This window comes from Xanthomonas sp. F4 (assembly GCF_011761895.1).
The window spans coordinates 765,772-786,862 of the sequence record NZ_JAASQX010000002.1; the positions used below are offsets into that span (position 1 = coordinate 765,772).

Sequence of the window (21,091 nt, forward strand, 5' to 3'; positions counted from 1 at the left end):
ATGCATCAGCGGAGGGGATCCGCATTTGCGAATCCCCAATCCCGACTCCCCAATCCCGGCCCTCAAGCCACATACACCGTCTTGATGTTCATGAACTCGTGGATGCCGTGTTCGGCCAGTTCGCGGCCGAAGCCGGAGCGCTTGATGCCGCCGAACGGGAGGCGTACGTCGCTCTTGACGATGGCGTTGACGAAGGCGGCGCCGCACTCGAGTTGACAGGCCACGCGTTCGCCGCGGGCGCGGTCGCCGGTCCACACGCTGCCGCCGAGGCCGAACGTGGTGTCGTTGGCCACGCGTACGGCTTCGGCTTCGTCGGCCACGCGCAGGATCGCCGCGACCGGGCCGAACAGTTCTTCGTCGTAGGCCGGCATGCCCGGCGCCACGTGGTCGAGGATCGACGCCGGATAGCCGGCGTGGCTGCCGCGCTCGGGCTCGCAACCGAGCAACGGCTTGGCCCCCTTGGCGATGCTGGCCTGCACCTGCTTGTGCAGTTCGTCGCGCAAGTCCTGGCGCGCCATCGGCGCCAGCGTGGTCGCCTCGTCCTGCGGATCGCCGAGGCGACGCTCGGCGGCGGCGGCCACGAAGCGACGCACGAATTCGTCGGCGATCGCCTCCACCACCACGAAGCGCTTGGCCGCAATGCAGGTCTGCCCGGCGTTGTCGAAGCGCGACTTCACCGCCGCGGCCACGGTGACGTCCAGATCGGCGTCGTCCAGCACCACGAAGGCGTCGCTGCCGCCCAGTTCCATCACGCACTTCTTCAGCTGCCCACCGGCGTTGGCGGCGATGGAGCGGCCAGCGCGCTCGCTGCCGGTCAGGGTGACCGCGGCCACCCGCGCATCGCGCAGCACCTCGGCGGCCTGGTCGTTGTCGATGTGCAGCACGTCGAACACGCCGGTCGGCAGGCCGGCGTCGGCCAGCACCTTGGCGATCGCGTCGGCACAGCGCGGCACGTTGCTGGCGTGCTTGAGCAGGGCCACGTTGCCGGCCATCAGCGCCGGCGCCAGGAAGCGGAACACCTGCCAGATCGGGAAGTTCCACGGCATCACCGCCAGCACGCAGCCCAGCGGTTCGTAGCGCACGTAGCTGCGCTGCGCATCGGTGGCCACCGCCTGCTCGCGCAGATACTCGGCCGCGTGCTCGGCGTAGTAGTCGCAGGCCGCGGCGCACTTGTCGAGTTCGGCCAGGGCTTCCTTGCGCAGCTTGCCCATTTCCGCGGTCATCACCCGCTGGATCGCGTCGCGCTGGTCGCGCAACTGCGCACCGACCTTGCGCACCAGCGCGCCGCGCTGCTCCAGCGGCGTCGCCGCCCAGCCCGGGAACGCCTGCGCCGCGGCGGCCAGGCGCTGCTCGACGGCAGCGGCATCCATCAGCTCGAGACTGTATTCGACCTGGCCGTTGGCCGGGTTGACGGTGTCGTAAGGCATCGCGCGGACTCCTCGAAAAAATGTCCGGCCAGCCTAGCGCGGCGGAAGTTGCAGCGGCGTGGCGATGGTGCCGAGTGCGATGGCTCACAGTGTTCCGCAAGGCCCGTAGGAGCGGCTTTAGCCGCGACGGGGCCGTTACCGGCAATGCCCAGTCGCGGCTGAAGCCGCTCCTACGCGGAGCAACGCAACACCTTAGCCGGCTTGCTGCTGAGCCAGCTGGATATCGCGCTGACGCCGCTTCTCGTTGCGCGCCATCAACCACCAGCCGACGACGGCGGCGATCGACACCGCCAGCACCATCAGCGTGGCGAGCGCGTTGATCTTGGGCTTCAGGCCCATGCGCACCGAGGAGAACACGGTCATCGGCAGCGTGGTCGAATCCGGGCCGGCGACGAAGTTGGCGATCACCACGTCGTCCAGCGACAGGGTGAACGCCAGCAGCCAGCCCGACACCAGCGCCGGCGCGATGATCGGCACGGTGATCAGGAAGAACACCTTGAGTCGGTTGGCGCCCAGGTCCATCGCCGCCTCTTCCAGCGAGCGGTCCAGCTCCTGCAGGCGCGAGGACACCACCACGGTGACGAAGGACAGGGTGAAGGTGACGTGCGCGGCCCAGATCGCCATCACCCCCTTGGGCGGGATGCCAAGCACGCCGCCCATCGACACCAGCATCATCATGATCGACAGGCCGATGATCACCTCCGGCATCACCAGCGGCGCGGTCACCAGCGCGCCGAACAGGCTCTTGCTGGGAAAGCGGCGGAAGCGGGTCATCGCCATCGCCGCCAACGTGCCGAGCACCATCGACGCGGTCGCGGTCCAGAACGCCACCTTCAGGCTGATCCACGCCGCCTGCAGGATCTGCCGGTCGCGCAGCAACTCGCCGTACCACTTGGTGGAGAAACCGGCCCACACCGTCGCCAGCTTGGAGGCGTTGAACGAATACACCATCAACAGCAGGATCGGCAGGTACAGGAACGCGAAGCCGGCGCCCAGCACCGTCCAGCGCAGCACCGTGCCCATGCCGCCGCGCGCGCCGCTCATGCCTGCCCGCCTTCGAGCTGGCGCTGCTGGTAGCGGTTGAAGATCAGGATCGGCACCATCAGCAACGCCAGCATCGCGATCGCCACCGCCGAGGCGGTCGGCCAGTCGCGGTTGTTGAAGAACTCGCCCCACAGCACCCGGCCGATCATCAGCGTGTCCGGACCGCCGAGCATCTCCGGGATCACGAACTCGCCCACCGCCGGGATCATCACCAGCATGCAGCCGGCGACGATACCCGGCCGCGACAACGGCAGGGTCACGGTGAGGAATGCCTTCCACGGCGGCGCGCCGAGATCGTAGGCGGCCTCGAGCAGGCGCTGGTCGAGCTTGACCAGGGTCGCGTACAGCGGCAGCACCATGAACGGCAGGTAGCAGTAGACGATGCCGATGTAGGCCGCGACCGGGGTGTACAGGATGTGCAGCGGCGCATCGATCAGGCCCAGCGCCAGCAACGCCCGGTTGAGCACGCCGTTGCTGTCGAGGATGCCGATCCAGGCATAGACGCGGATCAGGAACGAGGTCCACGACGGCAGCACCACCAGCATCATCGCGATGTTGCGCGCCGACGGCGACAGCCGTGCGATCGCGTAGGCCATCGGGTAGCCGATCAGCAGGGTCAGCACGGTGGAGATGCCGGCGATCTTGATCGAGCCCCAGTAGGCCTCGATGTATTGGTGGTCGCGCAGCAGCGCCAGGTAGTTCTGCAGGGTCAGCTTCAGCGTCAGCACGCCGTCGCGGACCTGCAGCAGCTCGCTGTACGGCGGGCTGCGGATCGCCTGTTCGGCGAAGGAAATGCGCAGCACGATCAGGAACGGGATCGCGAAGAACAGCAGCAGCCACAGGTACGGCGCGGCGATCACCAGCCAGCGCATCGCCGGCAGGGAGCGCAGGCGCAAGCGCTGCTGCAGGCGCAGCCGCAGTGTCGAGTCGGGCGGCACCGGCACGACGGGCGCGCTCATGCGGTCAGCACCACGCCGTCGTTGTCGTCCCACGACACCCACACCGTGTCGCCCCAGGTCATGCCTTCGCTGTCCCAGCGCTTCTGGTTGGCGAAGTTGGATTGCACGCGGATACCGCTGGGCAGGCGCACGTGGAAGATCGAGTGGCTACCGAAATAGGCGATGTCCTCGATGGTGCCGCGCGCCTTGTTGTAGGTCTGCTCGGGTTCGCCCTTGGTGATCCAGACCTTTTCCGGACGCACCGCGAACGCCACCTCCTGCCCTTCCACGCCGGTGATGCCGTGGCTGATGTAGATGGGCACCGGGAACTGCGGGCAGAGCACGGTCACGTGGTCGGGGTGGTCTTCGCCGATGCGGCCCTCGAACATGTTCACCGAGCCGATGAACTCGGCAACGAAACGGCTGTTCGGCGATTCGTAGATGTCGCCCGGCGTACCGACCTGACGGATGCGCCCCTGCTCCATCAGCGCGATGCGCGTGGCCATGGTCATCGCCTCCTCCTGGTCGTGGGTGACCATCACGCAGGTCACCCCCGAGGTCTCGATGATGGACACTAGCTCCAGTTGCATCTGCGAGCGCAGCTTCTTGTCCAGCGCGCCCATCGGTTCGTCCAGCAGCAGCAATTTCGGCCGCTTGGCCAACGAGCGCGCCAGCGCCACGCGCTGCTGCTGGCCGCCGGAGAGCTGGTGCGGCTTGCGCTTGCCGAGCGTGCCCAGCCGCACCAGCTCCAGCATCTCGCCGACGCGGCTGGCGATGGCGCTGCGCGACAACCCGTCCTGCTTCAGCCCGAAGGCGATGTTCTGCTCCACGCTCATGTGCGGGAACAGCGCGTAGGACTGGAACATCATGTTGAGCGGCCGCTGGTACGGCGGCAGCCCATCCAGCGGCTGGCCGTCGAGCACGATGCGGCCGCGGCTGGGCTGCTCGAACCCGCCCAGGCAGCGCAGCAGCGTCGACTTGCCGCTGCCGGAGCCGCCGAGCAGCGCGAAGATCTCGCCCTGGCCGATGTCCAGATCGATGTCGTCCAGCGCGACGAACCCGTCGAACTCCTTGCGCAGGCCGGCGATGGACACATAACCGGCCCCCTTGGCCGGCGGCGGCGCCGGCAGATGGTCGGTTCTCGCTTCGCTCAACGCCATTGGTGATTTCCCCGTGAAACACGCCGTCGTGCGGAGCGCCGATGCAGTGGCGACCGCGGCGCGGTGAACCGCAGTGTAGCTGTGACGGCGCGGGATTCGGGAGTCGGGATTGGGGATTGGTAAAAGCAGCGCGCGCTCAGCGCGCCGTGGCTGGCGCTGGCGCGGACGACGGAGCCTCCGGTGCCGCCCAACCCAGGCCCAGACTCTTCTGCAACGCGACGTAACGCAGCAGCACCTGGGTGTGCGCCTGCAGCGCGCTGTCCTGCGCGGAGGCTTGCTGGCGCTGCACGTCCAGCGCATCGATCAGCGACGAGGCGCCGGCGGCATAGCGCTGCTGCAGCAACGCGGCGGAACGATCCGCCGAGGCCGCGGCCTTGTCCGCCGCCAGCGCCTGCTGGCGCGCGGCGCCGAACCGCGCCAGCGCGCCGTTGGCATCCTGCAGCGCGGCCAGCACCGTGCCCTCGTAGGCGGCCAGCCGCGCGGCATTGCCGGCACGGGCCTGCTCGACCTTGGCGCGGGTGCCGCCGAAGTCGAAGATCGACCAGCGCAGGAACGGCGCCACCACGCTGTTGACCGCGTCGCGGCCGAGATCGCCCGGCGAGGTCGCGGCCATGCCGATGTTGCCCAGCAACGTGACCTGCGGGAAATACGCGGTCAGCGCTTCGCCGATCTTCGCCGACGAGGCGGCCAGCTGGCGCTCGGCACGGCGCACGTCCGGGCGCCGCCGGATCAGCGCACCGGCATCGTCCACCGGCACGCTGGCCGGCAGCGTCGGCAACGGGCGGTCGGCGGCCAGTTCGGCGTCGAGCGCCCCGGGCTCGCGGCCGATCATCAGCGCCAGTTGGTCCAGCGCCACCTGCGCCTGGGCCTGCAGGTCCGGCAGCACCGCTTCCTGCTGCTGCAGTTGGGCCTGCGCGCGTTCCACCTGCAGGTCGGCATCGGCGCCGCGCTCGCGGCGCTGCCGGGTCAGTTGCAGGGTCCGCCGGGCGGCCTCCAGATTACGCTGGGCCACGGCCATGCGCGCACGGGTGCTGCGGTAGCCCAGGTAGGCCTGCCCCACTTCGGCGGCGATCTGCACCTGGGTATCGGCGAGGTCGGCCTCGTCGGCCTGGGCATCGGCCAGTGCGCCCTCGCTGGCGCGACGGCGGCGGCCGAAGAAATCCAGTTCCCAACTGGCATCGATGCCGACGCTGTAGAGCTGTGCGCGCGGATCGATCTCCACCGGCTGGCCGGTGCCGGCGGCGATGCTGCCCAGGCGGTCGGTCAGCGCATCCGGCGCGTGCGCGTTGAGATAGGCCGCGTTGGCGCCGACGCTGGGCAACTGCTCGGCGTGGCGCTGGTCCACCAGCGCGCGCGAGGCGCGCAGGCGCGCCTGTGCCACCCGCAGGTTCGGGCTGTGCTGCAGGGCCTGCTCGACCAGCGTGTTCAACTGCGGGTCGTGCAGGGTTTCCCACCAACGCTGCGGCGGCGGTGCCGGCACCACCCCGGCGGCGGCGGCCGTGGCATCGGCGCGATGCAGCCGAGGCTGCGCCAGCGCCGCCTCGGCCACCGGCGGCGGCTTCACGTAGTCCGGGCCGAGCATGCAGGCCGACAGCAGCGACGGCAGCGCGGCGGCGACAAGAACGCGGGAGAAACGCTGGGCCATGGAATCCTCAATGCATCGCGAGCGGAGCGCCGCCCTTGGGCAGCGGCTTGAGCAGGAACGCCAGCGGGATCGTGCAGACCACGATCACCCCGAAGATCCAGAACAGGTCGTTGTAGGTCATCACCAGCGCCTGCTGCTGCACCAGCCGCGCCAGTTGCGCCAGCGACTGCATCGCCGCGCCGGCACCGGAGACCGATTGCAGTTGCGCGCTGATGCCGTGCAGGTAGTCCTGCGCCAATGGAGAGTTGGCGGTGGTGCCGCTGCCGAGCATCTGCGTATGGAACACCATGCGCCGCTCCTGGAAGGTGGAGATCAGCGCCAGGCCGATCGAGCCACCCATGTTGCGCGCGGCATTGAACAGGCCCGAGGCGTCGCCTGCCAGGTCCGGCGGCACCGAGGAGATCGCCGCCTGGTTCAGCGACATCATCGCCAGCGCCAGCCCGCAGCCCTGCAACAGCTGCCCGGCGACGAAGTGCATGCCGACCGACTCGGCGGTCAGGTGCATGTTGACGAAGCAGGCGGTAGCAAAGCAGGTCAGCCCGCCGAGCACCAGCACGCGCACGTCCACCGTGGTCAGCAGCTTGGGCATCATCGGCATCAGCAGCACCGTGGGAATGCCCGACAGCAGCACCACGTAGCCGGACTGCTCGGTGTTGTAGCCGGAGATCACCGCCAGAAACTGCGGGATCATGTACATGACCCCGAACAGGATCATGCCCACCGCCATCACCATCACGAACACCGCGCCGAAACTGCGCTGCAGCAGGATCGACAGGCGGATCACCGGCTGCCGGCTGAAGAACTGCGAGGCCACCAGGGCGATGAAGCCGACCAGCGAGACCACGCTCAGCAGCACGATCTCGGTGGATTCGAACCAGCGCTCGCGCTGGCCTTCTTCCAGCACCACGGTCAACGCGCCCAGCCCCGCGGTCAGGCCGAAGATGCCGAGCCAGTCGGCATCCAGCAGCCCGCGCAGGTACATGCGCTCGTGCGGCAGGCCGAGCAGCAGCAGCGCCACCAGGCCGGCGCAGACCGGCACGTTGAGGAAGAACGCGTAATGCCAGCTGACGTTCTCGGTGAGCCAGCCGCCCAGCAGCGGCCCGATCACCGGACCCAGGATCACGGTCATGCCGAACAGCGCCGTGCCCAGGGTCTGCTGCGCTGGCGGCAGGCGCGTGGCGACGATGGTCAGCGCGGTGGGGATCAACGCGCCGCCGGCGAAGCCCTGGCCGACGCGGCCGAGGATCATCATGGTCAGGCTGTTGGACAGCCCGCACACCACCGAGAAGAAGGTGAACAGCAGCGCGCAGATCAGCAGGAAATTGCGCAGCCCGAGGGTGCGCACGAACCAGCCGGTCAGCGGGATCATCACGATCTCGGCGACCAGGTAGGAGGTCGAGATCCAGGTGCCCTCGGTGCCGCTGGCGCCGACCTCGCCCTGGATGGTCGGCAGCGCGGCGTTGACGATGGAGATGTCCAGCGTCGCCATGAACGAACCGATGGTGCCGGCGGCGACCGCCAGCCAGGCGCCGCTGTCGGCCTTGCGCGGCGCCTGCGCGCCAGCCGCCGCGGCCGCTTCGCTCACGGGTTGCGCCCGCGCGGGGCGACCGCATCCTGGCCCTGCGCGTCTTCCTGCTTCACGCGCTCCTTGGCGTCCTTGGCGCCGCGCGTATCGACGGTCACGGTGACCGACATGCCCGGCACCAGCACCTTGCGCGCTTCCGCGCCGGCCTTGAGCCGGATCCGCACCGGCACCCGCTGCACCACCTTGGTGAAGTTGCCGGTGGCGTTCTCCGGCGGCAGCAGCGCGAACTGCGAGCCGGTGCCCGGCGCGATGCTCTCGACCACGCCGTCCAGTTCCACGCCCGACAGCGCATCGACCTCGATCCGCGCCGGCTGCCCGGGCCGCATCAGCCCGACCTGGGTTTCCTTGAAATTGGCGCTCAGGTACAGCGCCTCCACCGGCACCACGCTCATCAGCCGGGTGCCGGCGGCGACGAACTGGCCGACCTGCACGGTCTTGTCGCCGATGCGGCCGGCGATGCGCGCGGTCAGGCGGGTGTCCTCCACCGCCACCTGCGCCTGCGCGGCGTCGGCCTGCGCCTGCACCAGCGCGGCGCGCGCCTGGTCGAGCTGGGCACTGGTGCCCTGCACCTGGCTCTCGGCGGCGACCACCTGGGCCTTGGCCGCGTCGAACTGCGCCTGCGCACGGTCGCGGTCGTGCAGGATGCTTTCGTAGTGCTCGTGGGTGTCGGCACCGGAGGCGGCCAACGGCCCGAAGCGCTTGGCCTCACCCTGGGCGAAGCGCAGACTGGCGGCGGCCGCGGTCACCTGGGTGCGTGCCTGCAGCAGGCTGGCGCGCTGCGCCTGCAGCCCGGCCTCGGCGGCGGCGATGTTCGCCTGGCGTACCGCAATGGCGGCCTGCGCCTGCTCCAGCGTGGCGCGGTAGGTGCGCGGGTCGATCTCCAGCAGCGGCTGCCCGGCGGCGACGGTCTGGTTGTCGCGCACGTATACCGCGGTCACGTAGCCGTTGACACGCGGCGCCACCGCGACCGTGTCGGCCTGCAGATAGGCGTTGTTGGTCTCCTGCAGGTAGCGGCCGGTGGTGAGGTAGTAGATCAGCCACACCACCAGGCCGATCACCACCACCAGGCCGATCAGCAGCAGGGTCCATTTGACCTTCGGGTTCTTCAGCGGCGACGGAGTGTCGGCCTTGCCGGCGTCGTCGCCGCCCGCGTCGTCCCGGCGCTTGCCGGCCTGGCCCTGGTCGGCGTGGGCGTCGTGCGCGGCGGCCTGCCGCGGCGCCTGCGAGGAGTCTGGGTCGTGGTTGCTCAAGTCGCTGATTCCTGGGGAGAGGAAGAACGTCGCCGGGTCGGGACGGCGACACCACCAAACGGTAGCGTACGCCGGCCGGCGCATTATTTGTACCGGCGAGTACAGAGTATGTGAGCATCGCGTGGCGATGGCCCTGCGGCGTCTACGCGATTGCGGACGCTTGGGCAGCGCCAGACCCGGTCGCTCGCGTCGAGGGAGCGATGTCCCGGTCTCTCATCCCGATGGGGGACCGATGCTTCGGGGCGCCCTTCAGCCACGCGACGAGGCGCTATCGGGAAGGCCCGTCGCGGCTGAAGCCGCTCCTACGGGAGCGGTTCCTGCCTGTCCGATCTCAACCGGGAGAGCCCGCCGGCGCGGTACCTGCGTGCGCCAGCAAACCTTGTAGGAGCGGCTTCAGCCGCGACGAGCGAAGACGCCATGCGTCCCGGGCGGCATGGCGTCGGGACTGATGTCCCTCCCACAACAGCCGCTCACGCTCACCCTGGTCGCTTGGGCAAGCGCAGTGCGATAGCTGTCCGGGTCAAACCGCAAAGCGTTACCCGGACCGCGAACGCCAGCGGCTCAGCGGCCGGTCTTGATCTCCGTCCACAGGCGGGTGTACAGCTTGTCCACCTCGGGCGGGTTGATCGAATAGGTGAACATCTTCGCGGCCACGTCCGGCGGCGGATAGATGGTGGGGTCGTTGCGGATCGCCGCGTCCACCAGCGGGGTCGCCTGCGGCACCGGGTTGGCGTAATGGATGAAGTCGGTGTTGGCCGCGGCTACCTTCGGCGTCAGCAGGTAGTTGATGAACGCATAGGCGTTCTCCGGATGCTTGGCGTCCTTGGGGATGGCCAGCATGTCGAACCACTGCGGCGCACCTTCCTTGGGGATCGAATAGGCCACGTGCACGCCGTTCTTGGCTTCCTCGGCGCGGTCGCGCGCCTGGATGATGTCGCCGGACCAGCCCACCGCCAGGCAGGTGCTGCCGTTGGCCAGCGAGGTCACGTACTGCGAGGAGTGGAAATTCTGCACGTACGGGCGAATGCGCTTGATCAGCGCCGCGGCCTGCTCGATCTTGGCGGGATCGGCGCTGTGCGGATCCTCGCCCAGGTAGTGCAGCGCGATCGGGATCAGGTCCGAGGGCGTGTCCAGCAGGGTCACGCCGCAGTCCTTGAGCTTGGACAGGTTCTCGGGCTTGAACACCAGGTCCCAGCTGTTGGCGATGTCGGTGCTGCCGAACGCGGCCTTGACCTTGTCCACGTTGTAGCCGATGCCGGTGGTGCCGACCATGTACGGCACGCCGTACTTGTTGCCCGGATCCTGCTGCGCGATGCGCTGCATGATCTGCGGGTCGAGATTGCCCAGGTTGGGGATCTTGCTCTTATCCAGCGGCAGGAACACGCCGGCCTGGATCTGCCGGCCGAAGAAGTTCAGCGTCGGCACCACCACGTCGTAGCCGCTGCCGCCGGCCAGCAGCTTGGTCTCCACCATCTCGTCGCTGTCGAAGACGTCGTAGGTGACCTTGATGCCGGTCTGCTTTTCGAAGTCGGGAATCGTGTTCTCGGCGATGTAGTCCGAGTAGTTGTACACGTTGAGCACCTTCGCCTCGCCCTGCCCCGTCTTGTCCGCATCGCTGCCGGCGCCGCCGCAGCCGGCGAGCAGCGCCGTGGCCAGGGAAAGAGTGAGCAGTCGCAAGGTCATGGCAGGTCTCCGCAGGTCCATGGGCAAGAGGGGGAGGATCGGCGAGGCGCGCCGGATCCGGGGTCGACGTTCCAGACTACCCAGCGCCGGGCTATTTGCCCAGGGCCTGCGCCGTATCCTCCAGCGCCAGCCAGGCCTTGTCGAACAGTTCGTCGACCTGGGCGCGGCTGAGGATCAACGGCGGCGACAGCAGCATCGCGTCGTTGGTGGCGCGCAGGATCAGGCCGCGGCGCAGCGCTTTGTCGCGGCACAGCGCGCCGACCTTGCCGCGCTCGGGGAAGTAGTGCCGGCGTGGCTTGTCCGGCACCAGTTCCAGCGCACCGATCATGCCGACGATGCGCGCCTCGCCGACCAGCCGATGCTCGCCCAGCTCGGCCCAGCGCTGCGCCAGGTACGGCGCGATCTCGCTGCGCGCGCGTGCGACGATGCCCTCGTCCTGCAGCAGGCGCAGGTTCTCCAGCGCCACCGCCGCGCACACCGGGTGGCCGGAATAGGTGCAGCCGTGCGCCAACTCGCCGCCCTGCTCCTTCAGCACCGTGGCCACGCGCGTGCCGAACATCGCCGCGCCGAGCGGGATGTAGCCGGAGGTGATGCCCTTGGCGATGGTCATCACGTCCGGCTGGAAGCCGAAGTGCTGCGACCCGAACCATTCGCCGGTCCGGCCGAAGCCGCAGATCACCTCGTCAGCGACCAGCAGCACGTCGTAGCGGCGGCAGATGCGCTCGATCTCCGGCCAATAGCTGCGCGGCGGGATGTACACGCCGATCGCGCCCATGATCGGTTCGCCGATGAACGCGGCCACCCGCTCCGGCCCCAGTTCCAGGATCTTGTCTTCCAGCCGCCGCGCGGCCAGCAGCCCGTACTCGTCCGGATCCATGTCGCCGCCGTCGCCGAACCCGTAGGGCGGATCGATGTGGTGGATATCCGGGATCGGCAGGCCCCCCTGGCGATGCATGCCCTTCATCCCGCCGAGGCTGGCGCCGGCCATGGTGGTGCCGTGGTAGCCGTCGTGGCGGCCGATGAAGATGGTTTTCTGCGGCTGGTCCTGCACTGCCCAGAAGTGCCGCACCAGGCGCAGGATGGTGTCGTTGGCCTCGGAGCCGGAGTTGGTGAAGAAGGCATGGTCGAGGTCGCCCGGTGCCAGCTCGGCGAGCTTGGCGGCCAGGCGGATGGTGGGTTCGGTGGTGCACTGGAAGAAGCTGTTGTAGTACGCCAGCTGCTCCATCTGCCGCGCGGCGGCCTGACCGAGTTCCTTCCGCCCGTAGCCGACGTTGACGCACCACAGGCCGGCGAAGGCGTCGAGCAATTGATTGCCGTCGGCATCCCAGACGTAGGCGCCGTCGCCGCGGGTGAGGATGCGGGTGCCTTTCTGCGCCAGGGCGGCGTTGTCGTTGAACGGGTGCAGGTGGTGCGCGGCATCCAGGTCCTGCAGCGCACGCGTGTCGATCCGGTCCATGTCCACTCCAATGTCGGTGCCAAGGCCGCCGCCGCGACCAAGCTTTGCTGTTGCTGTTGCTGTTGCTGGTGCTGGTGCTGGTGCTGGTGCTCTTGTTGTTGCCGTTGTTGTTGTTGCCGTTGCTCTTGCCGTTGCTCTTGCTGTTGCTCTTGCTGTTGCCCTTGCCTTACCGGGTTCCCTTCCGAAGCGGCGGCCGGCCCGGGGAAAAACCCGAAGGGCGGCGTACATGGATGTACGCCGTTCGCGGCAGGGGCAGGATGCCCCTTCCGCGAATCCCCGGGGTGGACGCGGACCCGGAGCGCGTTAGCGCGGAGGGCGCGAGGCAGGGTGTGCTTTCTTTTGGTTACTTTTCTTTGCACAAGCAAAGAAAAGTGACTCGCCGCCAGGCGAAAGCTTTGCTCTTGAAAATGCTGCCGCCATGGCTGAATTGTAGGAGCGGCTTCAGCCGCGACAGGTATGACCAATTACGTTGGTCGCGGCTAAAGCCGCTCCTACAGTCTTTCTCATCCGACACTCAAGCCTGAAGCAACAGCAAAGGCTTTCGCCCTTTCGGGCGAGTTACTTTTCTTTGCTCGCGCAAAGAAAAGGTAACCAAAAGAAAGCGCGCCCTGCCTGCGCGCCCTCCGCGCTGCGCGCTCCGGGTCCGCGAACCAGACGGGATCCGCGGAAGGGGCATCCTGCCCCTGCCGCGGACGGCGCACGTCCCTGTGCGCCGCCCTTCGGGTTTTTCCCGCCTGGTTCGCCGCTTCGGAAGGGAACCCGGTAAATCAAAAGCCAAAGACAACAGCCGAAGCAACAGCAGAAGCATAAGCCGAAGCCGAGCCGAAGCCGAAGCCGAAGCACCGACGATGAGTACGAACAAGCCTGAAGCAGCCCAACCAGAGCGTCCGCAAGCAGCTCACACGTTCAACAACAAGAACTCCCGCTCCCACGAACTGATCACCCGGAAGAACGTCTCGTACTCCTTGCGCTTGACCGAAATGTACGCCCGCACGAACCGCGGCCCCAGCAACTCCTGCAACGGCGCGCAGCGCTCCAACTCGTCCAGCGCCTCGCCCAGCGAGCGCGGCAACTGATAGCCCAACTCCTTGCCGTTGCCGCTGATCGGCGCGGTCGGCTCCAGCTTCTCGCGGATGCCCAGCAGGCCACAGGCCAGCGTCGCCGCCATCGCCAAGTACGGGTTGGCGTCGGAACCGGCGAAGCGGCTCTCCACCCGCATGTTCTCGATCGTGTCGATCGGCACGCGCAGGCCGCAGGTGCGGTTGTCGAAGCCCCACAGCACGTTGCTCGGCGACACCTCGCCGAACATCAGCCGGCGGTAGGAATTGACGTTCGGCGCCAGCACCGCCATCGCCATCGGCACGTACTTCTGCAGGCCCGCCAGGTAATGCGCAAAGGTGCGGCTGTACTCGCCGGCGCGGCGGCCGCTGAAGACGTTCTTGCCGTGCTTGTCCACCAGACTCTGGTGGATATGCATCGCGCTGCCCGGCTCGTTCTCCATCGGCTTGGCCAGGAAGGTGGCGTAGACACCGTGGCGCAGCGCCGCCTCGCGCATGGTGCGCTTGAACAGGAACACCTGGTCGGCGCGCGACAGCGCGTCGTCGTGGGTGAAGTTGACCTCCAGCTGCGCCGCGCCGGATTCGTGGATCAGCGTGTCCACGTCCAGTTCCATCGCGTCGCAATAGTCGTACATCAGGTCCAGGATCGGGTCGAACTCGTTGACCGCGTCGATCGAGTACGACTGCCGCGCCGTCTCCGGACGGCCCGAGCGACCGGCCGGCGGCAGCAACGGGAAGTCCGGGTCGGTGTTCTTCTGCACCAGGAAGAACTCCAGCTCCGGCGCCACCACCGGCTTGTAGCCGATCGCCGCATACGCCGCCAGCACCCCGCGCAGCACGTTGCGCGGCGCCAGTTCGTGCGGCTGGCCTTCCTTGGTGTAGCAATCGTGGATCACCTGCGCGGTGGGGTCGGCGGCCCACGGCACCATCCGCACCGTGTCCGGGTCCGGGCGCAGTTGCATGTCCGAATCCGAGGGCGAGGTCAGGTCGTAGTAGTCGTCCGGGTAGTCGCCGGTGACGGTGGTGGCGAAGATGCCCTCGGGCAGCCGTGTGCCGTAGTCGTGCGAGAACTTGGCGGCGGGAATGATCTTGCCGCGGGCGTTGCCGGTGATGTCCGGCACCAGGCACTCGACCTCGGTGATGTGGCGTTCCTTGAGCCAGCGCCGCAGCGAGCTTTCCTGCTGTTCCGGGGTGTGCTTGCGCGATCGGGGTCGACTGGCCATGGGAATCAGTGCCTGCGGGTGGCCGCATAGTGGCGACAGGCGTCGCCGAAGGATTGGAAGATGCCGAGATAGAACGCGTCGTCCAGCACCCGCCACTCCGGATGCCATTGCACGCCCAGCAGGAAGCCGGGGCCGATGCCGCGAAAGGCCTCGATCAGCCCGTCCGGCGCCAGCGCCTCGACGATCAGGTCGCCGCCGAGCCGGGCCACGCCCTGCCCGTGCAGCGAGTTGACCCGCACCCGGTCGCGGCCGGCGATCTCCTCCAGCCAGCCGCCGTGGCTCAGCGTCACCTCGTGCGCCGGCGCGTACTGGGCCTCCAGCGACGCCTGCGGATCCTCGCGGTGATCGGACAACCCCGGCTGCGCATGCACCTTCTGATGCAGCGTGCCGCCGAGGGCGACGTTGACTTCCTGGAAGCCGCGGCAGATCGCCAGGATCGGCAGGCCCAGCGAAATCGCCTGCGGAATCAGGTCCAGGGTGTTGGCGTCGCGCGCCGGGTCGTGAATGTTGCCGAGCCAGCTCGGCTCGTCGCTGTAGTGATGCGGCTCGATGTTGCTGACCGCGCCGGTCAGCAGCAGGCCGTCGAGGCGCGTCAGCCAGGCGCGGGCATCCACCGGCGGCTGCAGCGACGGCAGCAACACCGGGGTCACCCCGGCTCCATCGACGGCGGCGCGCAGATACTTTTCGCCTGCCGCCAGGAACGGATGGTGGCCGATGAGCTTGCGGTCGGTCGGCACGCCGACCAGGGGCGATACGGCCATGCGAAGAACTCGTGCGGCGTCGCCGCAACTTACCGCGGGCGTTTTATTTTTACAACACGACGCACTGCGGAACGCAACACAGAGCGAGCGCACGCAGCGATTGCCGGACCTGTGCAATGCGTGCATTGCGCCTGCAACTCGGCAAAACCGCGCAACCGCCGCGCAACCGCTTGATTGAACGCCGGCACATCGCGCCGGACACCTGTTGAGTATTCTTGACGCCATGGCGCTCTGCTAAGCTCGAAGCACTCCCGCAGTCCGCCGCGATGACCCGCATGCACGATGCCCCGCTGCTGCCCCCGGACGACGCCCAGACCCTGCAGCGCATCGCCGGCTGCGAGCAGATCGACCTGTTGCTGCCGGACTGCAACGGCCTGCTGCGCGGCAAGCGCATCGCCCGCGACGCGCTGGACAAGGTCTACCGCGACGGCGTGTGCCTGCCGATGTCGCTGATCGCCACCGATATCACCGGCAACACCGTCGAGGAAACCGGGCTGGGCTACGACATCGGCGACGAGGACCGGCTGTGCTTCCCGGTGCCGGGCAGCCTGCGGCCGGTGCCGTGGGTGCCGGTGCCCTCGGCGCAACTGCTGCTGGCGATGCAGGACGGCGCCGGCGGCGCGCTCGACTTCGCCCCGCGCCAGGTGCTGGCGCAGGTGCTGGCGCGCCTGAAGGCGCGCGGGCTGACCCCGGTGATCGCGGTGGAACTGGAGTTCTACCTGTTCGACCCGCATGCCGACGCGCATGGTCGCCCGCAGCCGCCGCTGCACGCCCACAGCGGGCTGCGCAACGACAGCACCCAGGTCTATTACATGCAGGAACTGGACGACCAGCGTGGCTTCACCGATGCGGTCGCGCAGGCCTGCCGCGCGCAGGGCATTCCGGCCGACACCGCGGTGGCCGAGTACGCGCCCGGCCAGTTCGAGATCAACCTCAAGCATCGCGCCGATGCGCTGGCCGCCTGCGACGATGCGGTGCTGCTCAAGCGCGCGATCAAGGCGATCGCGCAGCAGCAGGGACTGCTCGCCAGCTTCATGGCCAAGCCGTTCGCCGCGCAGTCCGGTAGCGGCCTGCATGTGCACGTGAGCCTGCTCGACGACGCCGGCCACAACGTGTTCGCCTGCACCCCGCAGGCGCCGGCCGCGCCGCTGCGCCATGCCATCGGCGGTTTGCAGCGCAGCGCCGAGGACTGCCTGCTGCTGTTCGCGCCGCACGCCAACAGCTACCGGCGTTTCGTCGCCAATGCCTTCGTCCCGCTCAACGACAGTTGGGGCTTCAACAACCGCACCGTGGCGATGCGGGTGCCGCACAGCGACCCGGCCAACACCCGCATCGAACACCGCATCGCCGGCGCCGACGCCAATCCCTACCTGGTCGCCGCGGCGGTGCTGGCCGGCATCGAACACGGCCTGGCGCAGGGCCTCGATCCGGGCCCGCCGACCCAGGGCAACGCCTACGCGCAACACGCCGCACGCGAACCGGACTGGCGCGGCGCAATCGCCCGCTTCCTGGGCAGCGACTTCGCCGCCACCCATTTCGGCACACGCTTCCGGCATGTCTACGGCCAGCAGAAGCGCCGCGAGCTGCTGGATTTCCAGGCGCAGGTCAGCGATGTGGACTATCGCTGGTATCTGCGGACGGTTTGAAGGCCGGGAATCGGGAATGGTGAATCGGGAATCGAAAACAGCGACGGCAAAAGCCTCCGGCGCCCAGCTCTCCCGCCTGGGCCATCGCAGCGGCTCGCCGCCATGACCAGCGCTTCTCCGATTCCCGATTCCCGATTCCCGACTCCCGGCGCGTCCTGGTACCTCGACAGTGCCGCACCGTTCCCGGAACAGGCACCATTACAAGGCCAGGTAAGCGCGGACGTGTGCATCCTTGGCGCGGGCTACACCGGGCTGAGTGCGGCGCTGGCCCTGGCCGAGGCCGGGTATCGGGTGGTGGTGCTGGAGGCGCAGCGCGTCGGCTGGGGCGCGTCCGGGCGCAATGGCGGGCAGGCCATCGTCGGCTATGGCTGCGAGCAGCACACCCTGGAAGCCCTGCTCGGCCAGGACGATGCGCGGCTGCTGTTCGATTTCTCCCGCGACGGCATGCAGCTGCTGCGCACCCGCATCGCCCGCCACGGCATCGCCTGCGACTGGCGGGACGGCCACGCGCACGTGGCGATCAAGCCGCGCCAGGAGCGCGCGCTGCGCGCCGGCATCATCGAGATGGCGCAGCGCTACGACTATCCGCTGCAATGGTGGGACCGCGCGCAGTTGCAGTCGCAGCTGCGCAGCCCGCGCTACCTGGGGGCGATGTACGACGCGGCCAGCGGCCACCTGCATCCGCTGGAGTACGCGCGCGGCCTGGCGCGGGCGGCGCTGGCCGCCGGCGTGCGCATCTACGAGCAGACCCCGGTCACGCAGTTGGTGCGCGGGGCGCGACCGATCCTGCGCAGCGCGCACGGCGAGGTCGAAGGCGAATTCGCCATCCTCGCCGGCAACGCCTGGCTGCGCGGCATCGCCCCGGAACTGGAATCGCGGATCATGCCGGTGGGCACCTACATCGGCGCCAGCGCGCCGCTGGGCGAGGCGCTGGCGCGCGAGCTGATCGGCAACGACATGGCCGTGGCCGACGTCAACTGGGCGCTGGACTACTTCCGCCTCAGCCGCGACCACCGGCTGCTGTTCGGCGGCCGTGCCAGCTATTCGTCGCTGCCGCCGCCGGGCCTGCGCGGGGTGATGACCCGGCGCATGCGGCGGGTGTTCCCGCAATTGCGCCAGGTCGAGATGGCGTCGGTGTGGGGCGGCTACGTCGACATCACCCGCAACCGCGCCCCGCACTGGGGCCGGCTGACCCCGAACGTGTACTTCGCGCAGGGGTTTTCCGGCCATGGCGTGGCTGCGACCGGTCTGGCCGGCGCGGTCATCGCCGCGGCGATCGCCGGGCAGGCGCAGCGGCTGGACGTGTTCGCGCGGATCCCGCACGCCCCCTTCCCCGGCGGCCGCCTGCTGCGCACGCCGCTGCTGGTGGCGGCGATGTCCTGGTACAAGCTGCGCGACGCACTGTGGTGACCGCCGGCGCGACCGCGCCGCCCTCAAGTTCGTGCGCGCGCGGCCGCTAACCGGGGTTCCACCCCTGGATTGCCGCCCGCGAGGCACGCATGTCGCACCCGCTGCCGATCTCCCCGATCGCCCCCGACGGCAGCCCTGCACAGCAGCGCATCCTGCTGGTGGAAAACTCGCGCACCTTCACCGACCTGCTGCGCGCGGCGATCGAGCAACGGGTCGAACTGCCGGTGGTCGTGGTCTCCACCCTGGCCGAGGCCGCCGCCGCCCTGGATGACGGCGGTCCCTGGTTCCTGGCGCTGACCGGACTGGTGCTGGCCGACGGCGACCGCGACACGGTGGTGGATTTCTTCGTCGCACGCGGACTGCCGACGGTGGTGGTCAGCGGCGTCTACGACGAAAGCCTGCGCAAGCGCATCCTGACCCAGCAGATCATCGACTTCGTGCTGAAGAACGCACCGGACAGCATCGACTACCTGGCCTGGCTGGTGCAGCGGCTGGCGCGCAACCGGTCCATCACCGCGCTGGTGGTGGACGACTCGCCGTCGGCGCGCGCCTATGCCGCGTGCTTGCTGTCGATGTACGGCTACCGCGTGGTCGAGGCCGCCGACGGCGCCGCCGGGCTGCGCGCGATCGAGGCCAACCCGTCGATCCGCCTGGCGGTGGTGGACCAGGAGATGCCGGGCATGGAAGGCGTGGAATTCACCCGCAGGCTGCGCGCGTTGCGTGCGCGCGACATGCTGGCGGTGATCGGCCTGTCCGGCAACAACGACCCGTCGCTGGTGCCGCGCTTCCTCAAGAACGGCGCCAACGACTTCCTGCGCAAGCCCTTCTCGCGCGAGGAATTCTTCTGCCGGGTCTCGCAGAACGTGGATCAGCTGGAACTGATCGGCACCCTGCAGGACCTGGCGACGCGCGACTTCCTCACCAGCCTGCCCAACCGCCGGCACTTCCTCGAACAGAGCCAGCGCGTGCTGGCGAAGTGGCTGGCGCGGCAGGAGCCGGTCGCCGTGGCGATGCTCGACATCGACCACTTCAAGCACATCAACGACACGTTCGGCCACGAGGCCGGCGACGAAGCGCTACGCGCGGTCGCCGCAGCCCTGGCCGCGCACGCGCGCTCGCAGGACATGGTGGCGCGCTTCGGCGGCGAGGAATTCTGCATGCTGGTGCCGGGCCTGGACGCCACCGCGGCGGCCGACTACTTCGAAACCCTGCGCGCGCGCATCGCCGACCTCAAGATCCCGCTGGGCGCGCAGATCCTGCGCCTGACCATCAGCATCGGCGTCAGCAGCAGCGGCGCACAACGCCAGACCCTGCATCCGCTGCTGACCGAGGCCGACAAGTACCTGTACCTGGCCAAGGCCGGCGGCCGCAACCGGGTCGAACACGCGCCGCCGGCGGAGCCGGCGCTCAGCGACGCGGCCGCCTGATCGCCAGCAGTGCCAGCACGGTCAGCAGCGCCGCCGCGCTGAGGTAGTAGCCCACCCACGGCAGGCCATGGTGCGTGGCCAGCCACACCGCCACATACGGCGCCGGCGCCGCGCCGACGATGCCGGCCAGGTTGAACGCCAGCGAGGCGCCGGTGTAGCGCACCGGCACCGGATACAGTTCGGCCAGCAGCGTGCCGCACGGGCCGTAGGTCAGGCCCATGAAGAAGAACCCGAGCGCCAGGAAGGCCAGCACCTGCCAGGGCTGCCCGGCCTGGAACAGCGGCGCGAACAGCAGCCCGAACGCGATGATGGCCACGCTGGCCACCAGCATCGCCGGGCGCGTGCCGCGGCGGTCGCCGTACCACGCCGACAACGGGATGCCGGCGGCGAAGAACAGGATGCCGACCATCTGCAGCAGCAGGAACTGCTCGCGGCTGTAGTGCAGCGTGGTGGTGCCGTAGCCCAGCGCGAACACCGTCATCAGGTAGAACAGCACGAAGGTCGCCAGCACCGCGAACGTGCCCAGCACCGTCGCGCCCGCGTGCTGCGACAGCACCGTCTGCATCGGCAGGCGCACGCGCTCGTTGCGGTCCAGCGCGCGCTGGAAGTCCGGGGTCTCGTGGATGCGCAGGCGCACCCACAGCCCGGTGATCACCAACAGGGCGCTGGCGACGAACGGGATGCGCCAGCCCCAGCGCAGGAACTGCGCATCGTCCAGCACCGCGCCCAGCAGCAGGAAGATGCCCGAACACAGCAGGAAGCCCAGCGGCGCGCCCAGCTGCGGGAACATCCCGTACCAGGCGCGCTTGCCCGGCGGCGCGTTCTCGGTGGCCAGCAGCACCGCCCCGCCCCACTCCCCGCCCAGGCCCAGGCCCTGGCCGAAGCGGCACAGCACCAGCAGCGCCGGCGCCCACAGGCCGATCCGGTCGTAGCTGGGCAACAGGCCGATCAGCACGGTGGACAGGCCCATGGTCAGCAGCGCCGCCACCAGGGTGGCCTTGCGCCCGACACGATCGCCGAAATGGCCGAACAGCGCCGACCCCAACGGCCGCGCGATGAAGGCCACCGCAAAGGTCGCCAGCGACTGCAGCTGCGCCGCATCGGCGTCGCCCTTGGGGAAGAACAGCTTGGGGAACACCAACACCGCAGCGGTGGCGTAGATGTAGAAGTCGAAGAACTCGATGGTGGTGCCGACCAGGCTGGCCAGCAGCACGCGACGCGGCGAGTTGACGGGCGGAACGGCGGACGCGGCAGCGGTCATGGAGGCGGTATCGACGGGCAACCGGCCGATTCTGGCAGATCGCCCTCCCTTTCGCAGCGTGGCGCAGCCGTTCCGTGCCGCGCTGCCGCCGCCTGGAATCCCTCGTGCACCATGCCG

General features: G+C 68.9%; 16 protein-coding genes. 4 read left to right on the forward strand and 12 right to left on the reverse strand.

What is annotated here, in order from left to right; genetic code table 11:
• Nucleotides 1-62: 62 nt before the first annotated feature.
• The 9 genes from FHR66_RS11270 to FHR66_RS11310 all read right to left on the reverse strand — a co-directional run bounded on the left by FHR66_RS11270 (nt 63) and on the right by FHR66_RS11310 (nt 12,188).
• The gene (locus FHR66_RS11270; RefSeq protein WP_160965845.1) at nt 63-1,427 is read right to left on the reverse strand and encodes an NAD-dependent succinate-semialdehyde dehydrogenase; all 1,365 of its coding nucleotides are present in this window, start codon (nt 1,425-1,427) and stop codon (nt 63-65) included.
• A 192-nt stretch (nt 1,428-1,619) separates the two neighbouring features.
• Entirely contained in the window at nt 1,620-2,471 is an 852-nt protein-coding gene (locus FHR66_RS11275; RefSeq protein ID WP_160965843.1) for an ABC transporter permease subunit, read from the reverse strand.
• Complete coding sequence (locus FHR66_RS11280; protein ID WP_425612950.1) at nt 2,468-3,343, reverse strand: ABC transporter permease subunit; 876 nt, start codon at nt 3,341-3,343, stop codon at nt 2,468-2,470. The genes FHR66_RS11275 and FHR66_RS11280 overlap by 4 nt, the downstream gene beginning before the upstream one ends.
• An 83-nt stretch (nt 3,344-3,426) precedes the next feature.
• Nucleotides 3,427-4,569 (reverse strand): ABC transporter ATP-binding protein, encoded by a 1,143-nt coding sequence (locus FHR66_RS11285; RefSeq protein WP_017912269.1) that lies wholly within the window; start codon nt 4,567-4,569, stop codon nt 3,427-3,429.
• Nucleotides 4,570-4,705: 136 nt separating this feature from the next.
• Nucleotides 4,706-6,214, reverse strand: coding sequence for an efflux transporter outer membrane subunit (locus FHR66_RS11290; protein ID WP_160965839.1), 1,509 nt, complete (start codon nt 6,212-6,214; stop codon nt 4,706-4,708).
• 7 nt (nt 6,215-6,221) lie between these two features.
• The gene (locus tag FHR66_RS11295; RefSeq protein WP_160965837.1) at nt 6,222-7,799 is read right to left on the reverse strand and encodes a DHA2 family efflux MFS transporter permease subunit; all 1,578 of its coding nucleotides are present in this window, start codon (nt 7,797-7,799) and stop codon (nt 6,222-6,224) included.
• Nucleotides 7,796-9,049 (reverse strand): HlyD family secretion protein, encoded by a 1,254-nt coding sequence (locus FHR66_RS11300; protein WP_160965835.1) that lies wholly within the window; start codon nt 9,047-9,049, stop codon nt 7,796-7,798. The genes FHR66_RS11295 and FHR66_RS11300 overlap by 4 nt, the downstream gene beginning before the upstream one ends.
• A gap of 561 nt (nt 9,050-9,610) precedes the next feature.
• Complete coding sequence (locus FHR66_RS11305) at nt 9,611-10,732, reverse strand: polyamine ABC transporter substrate-binding protein (protein ID WP_160965833.1); 1,122 nt, start codon at nt 10,730-10,732, stop codon at nt 9,611-9,613.
• Between the two features lie 91 nt (nt 10,733-10,823).
• On the reverse strand, nt 10,824-12,188 hold the full coding sequence (locus FHR66_RS11310) for an aspartate aminotransferase family protein (RefSeq protein ID WP_160965831.1): 1,365 nt from the start codon (nt 12,186-12,188) through the stop codon (nt 10,824-10,826).
• A 44-nt stretch (nt 12,189-12,232) separates the two neighbouring features.
• Here FHR66_RS11310 and FHR66_RS21090 point away from each other — a divergent pair, with 44 nt between their 5' ends.
• Nucleotides 12,233-12,712: a hypothetical protein gene (locus FHR66_RS21090; RefSeq protein WP_456361751.1), complete on the forward strand. Its 480-nt coding sequence runs from the start codon at nt 12,233-12,235 to the stop codon at nt 12,710-12,712.
• A 374-nt stretch (nt 12,713-13,086) separates the two neighbouring features.
• Here the strand turns inward: FHR66_RS21090 and FHR66_RS11320 are convergent, their stop codons facing one another.
• Nucleotides 13,087-14,469, reverse strand: coding sequence for a glutamine synthetase family protein (locus FHR66_RS11320; protein WP_160965829.1), 1,383 nt, complete (start codon nt 14,467-14,469; stop codon nt 13,087-13,089).
• A 5-nt stretch (nt 14,470-14,474) separates the two neighbouring features.
• Nucleotides 14,475-15,230: a gamma-glutamyl-gamma-aminobutyrate hydrolase family protein gene (locus tag FHR66_RS11325; RefSeq protein WP_160965827.1), complete on the reverse strand. Its 756-nt coding sequence runs from the start codon at nt 15,228-15,230 to the stop codon at nt 14,475-14,477.
• Nucleotides 15,231-15,496: 266 nt separating this feature from the next.
• Here FHR66_RS11325 and FHR66_RS11330 point away from each other — a divergent pair, with 266 nt between their 5' ends.
• The 3 genes from FHR66_RS11330 to FHR66_RS11340 all read left to right on the forward strand — a co-directional run bounded on the left by FHR66_RS11330 (nt 15,497) and on the right by FHR66_RS11340 (nt 19,713).
• Complete coding sequence (locus tag FHR66_RS11330; RefSeq protein ID WP_160965825.1) at nt 15,497-16,876, forward strand: glutamine synthetase family protein; 1,380 nt, start codon at nt 15,497-15,499, stop codon at nt 16,874-16,876.
• Between the two features lie 102 nt (nt 16,877-16,978).
• Nucleotides 16,979-18,286, forward strand: a complete 1,308-nt coding sequence (locus FHR66_RS11335) for an NAD(P)/FAD-dependent oxidoreductase (RefSeq protein ID WP_202394589.1) — start codon at nt 16,979-16,981, stop codon at nt 18,284-18,286.
• Between the two features lie 89 nt (nt 18,287-18,375).
• Nucleotides 18,376-19,713 (forward strand): diguanylate cyclase, encoded by a 1,338-nt coding sequence (locus tag FHR66_RS11340; protein ID WP_160965823.1) that lies wholly within the window; start codon nt 18,376-18,378, stop codon nt 19,711-19,713.
• Here the strand turns inward: FHR66_RS11340 and FHR66_RS11345 are convergent.
• The gene (locus tag FHR66_RS11345; protein ID WP_160965821.1) at nt 19,694-20,974 is read right to left on the reverse strand and encodes an MFS transporter; all 1,281 of its coding nucleotides are present in this window, start codon (nt 20,972-20,974) and stop codon (nt 19,694-19,696) included. The two genes, FHR66_RS11340 and FHR66_RS11345, sit on opposite strands and share 20 nt — an antisense overlap.
• Nucleotides 20,975-21,091 lie beyond the last annotated feature (117 nt).